This is a genomic window from Actinomyces stomatis (assembly GCF_031292835.1).
Taxonomy (GTDB): Bacteria; Actinomycetota; Actinomycetes; order Actinomycetales; family Actinomycetaceae; genus Actinomyces; species Actinomyces stomatis.
In genome coordinates this window covers 1-2,460 of sequence record NZ_JASPEP010000052.1, presented here as the reverse complement: position 1 = coordinate 2,460, position 2,460 = coordinate 1, and the positions used below count along the sequence as shown (strand labels likewise).

Annotated in this window: 1 rRNA gene; it reads right to left on the bottom strand. The window is 60.0% G+C overall.

The features are described from left to right. Positions 1-2,460, bottom strand: a 23S ribosomal RNA gene (locus RIV12_RS13040); the annotation flags it as partial.

Sequence of the window (2,460 nt, the reverse complement as noted above, 5' to 3'; positions counted from 1 at the left end):
GTTTCCCGCTTAGATGCTTTCAGCGGTTACCCTTCCCGAACGTAGCCAACCAGCCGTGCCCCGGGCGGGACAACTGGCACACCAGAGGTTCGTCCGTCCCGGTCCTCTCGTACTAGGGACAGGCCTTCTCAAGTCTCCTGCGCGCGCAGAGGATAGGGACCGAACTGTCTCACGACGTTCTAAACCCAGCTCGCGTACCGCTTTAATGGGCGAACAGCCCAACCCTTGGGACCTGCTCCAGCCCCAGGATGCGACGAGCCGACATCGAGGTGCCAAACCATGCCGTCGATATGGACTCTTGGGCAGGATCAGCCTGTTATCCCCGGGGTACCTTTTATCCGTTGAGCGACGACCCACCCACACGGGATCGCCGGATCACTAGTTCCTACTTTCGTACCTGCTCGACCCGTCGGTCTCACAGTCAAGCTCCCTTGTGCACTTGCACTCAACACCTGGTTGCCGACCAGGCTGAGGGAACCTTTGAGCGCCTCCGTTACACTTTAGGAGGCAACCGCCCCAGTTAAACTACCCACCAGGCACTGTCCCTAACCCGGATCACGGGCCCAGGTTCAGGCGCACGCCATAACCAGAGTGGTATTTCAAGGACGACTCCACCGCCACTGGCGTGACGGCTTCACAGTCTCCCACCTATCCTGCACAAGCTATAGCGGGCGCCAATACCAAGCTGTAGTAAAGGTCCCGGGGTCTTTCCGTCCTTCTGCGCGAAACGAGCATCTTTACTCGTACTGCAATTTCGCCGAGCTCATGGTTGAGACAGCGGGGAAGTCGTTACGCCATTCGTGCAGGTCGGAACTTACCCGACAAGGAATTTCGCTACCTTAGGATGGTTATAGTTACCACCGCCGTTTACTGGGGCTTAAATTCACCACTTCACCCCCAAGAGGGGGTTGATGGTTCCTCTTAACCTTCCAGCACCGGGCAGGCGTCAGTCCGTATACATCGCCTTACGGCTTCGCACGGACCTGTGTTTTTAGTAAACAGTCGCTTCCCCCTGGCCTCTGCGACCCTCCCCCCTAGCCCGCACGGGGCTTCAGGGCTCAGGCCCCCCTTCTCCCGAAGTTACGGGGGCATTTTGCCGAGTTCCTTAACCATGATTCACTCGTGCGCCTAGGCATACTCTGCCCGACCACCTGTGTCGGTTTAGGGTACGGGCGGCTGGCACCATCGCGTCGAGGCTTTTCTCGGCACCCCAGGATCACCCTGTTATCCCCCACCAACGTGAGGTCACCATCACGCCTCACCCCCGTCATCAAAGACAGCCCCCCGGATTTACCTGGAGGACGGGCTGCGCGCTTGAACGGACCAAGCCATCAGGTCCGCCGGGCTACCACTGTGCGTCACCCCTGTTAACACGCTTGCCTACCTGCACGGAGGATCCCCAGACCCCACCACCACAACCACACCGCCAGGCGAACCTGACACATGCGGCTTATATGGCGGCTGGGCGTGGGTTAGCACCCGCGCGTCAGCATGGGCGGTGCTTCGCCGGTACGGGAATATCAACCCGTCATCCATCGACTACGCCTGTCGGCCTCGCCTTAGGTCCCGACTCACCCAGGGCGGACTAGCCTGGCCCTGGAACCCTTGGTCATTCGGCGCTAGGGCTTCTCACCCTAGTATCGCTACTCATGCCTGCATTCTCACTCCCGCACCGTCCACCAGCAGTCACCCACAGGCTTCCCCCGGTGCAGGACGCTCCCCTACCACCCACAACCCCTGCCACCACCCCAGCAAGTGGGACGGTGAAGGGAGCACGTCATGGGTCCGCGGCTTCGGCGGTGTGCTTGAGCCCCGCTACATTGTCGGCGCACGATCACTTGACCAGTGAGCTATTACGCACTCTTTCAAGGATGGCTGCTTCTAAGCCAACCTCCTGGTTGTCTGCGCGACCGCACATCCTTTCCCACTTAGCACACGCTTAGGGGCCTTAGCCGGCGATCTGGGCTGTTTCCCTCTCGACCACGGAGCTTATCCCCCGCAGTCTCACTGCCACGCTAGAACCCGAACGGCATTCGGAGTTTGGTTGACGTCAGTAACCCTGTGGGGCCCATCAGCCACCCAGTAGCTCTACCTCCGCCGGGCAACACGCGACGCTGCACCTAAATGCATTTCGGGGAGAACCAGCTATCACGGAGTTTGATTGGCCTTTCACCCCTACCCACAGCTCATCCCCCCAGTTTTCAACCTAGGTGGGTTCGGTCCTCCACACGCTCTTACACGTGCTTCAACCTGGCCATGGGTAGATCACCCCGCTTCGGGTCCAGAACGCGCCACTACAAACGCCCTATTCGGACTCGCTCTCGCTACGGCTACCCCACACGGGTTAACCTCGCGACACGCCACTGACTCGCAGGCTCATTCTTCAAAAGGCACGCCACCACCCCCACACACACAACGCATGCGAAGGCTCTGACGGCTTGTAAGCGCCCGGTTTCAGGT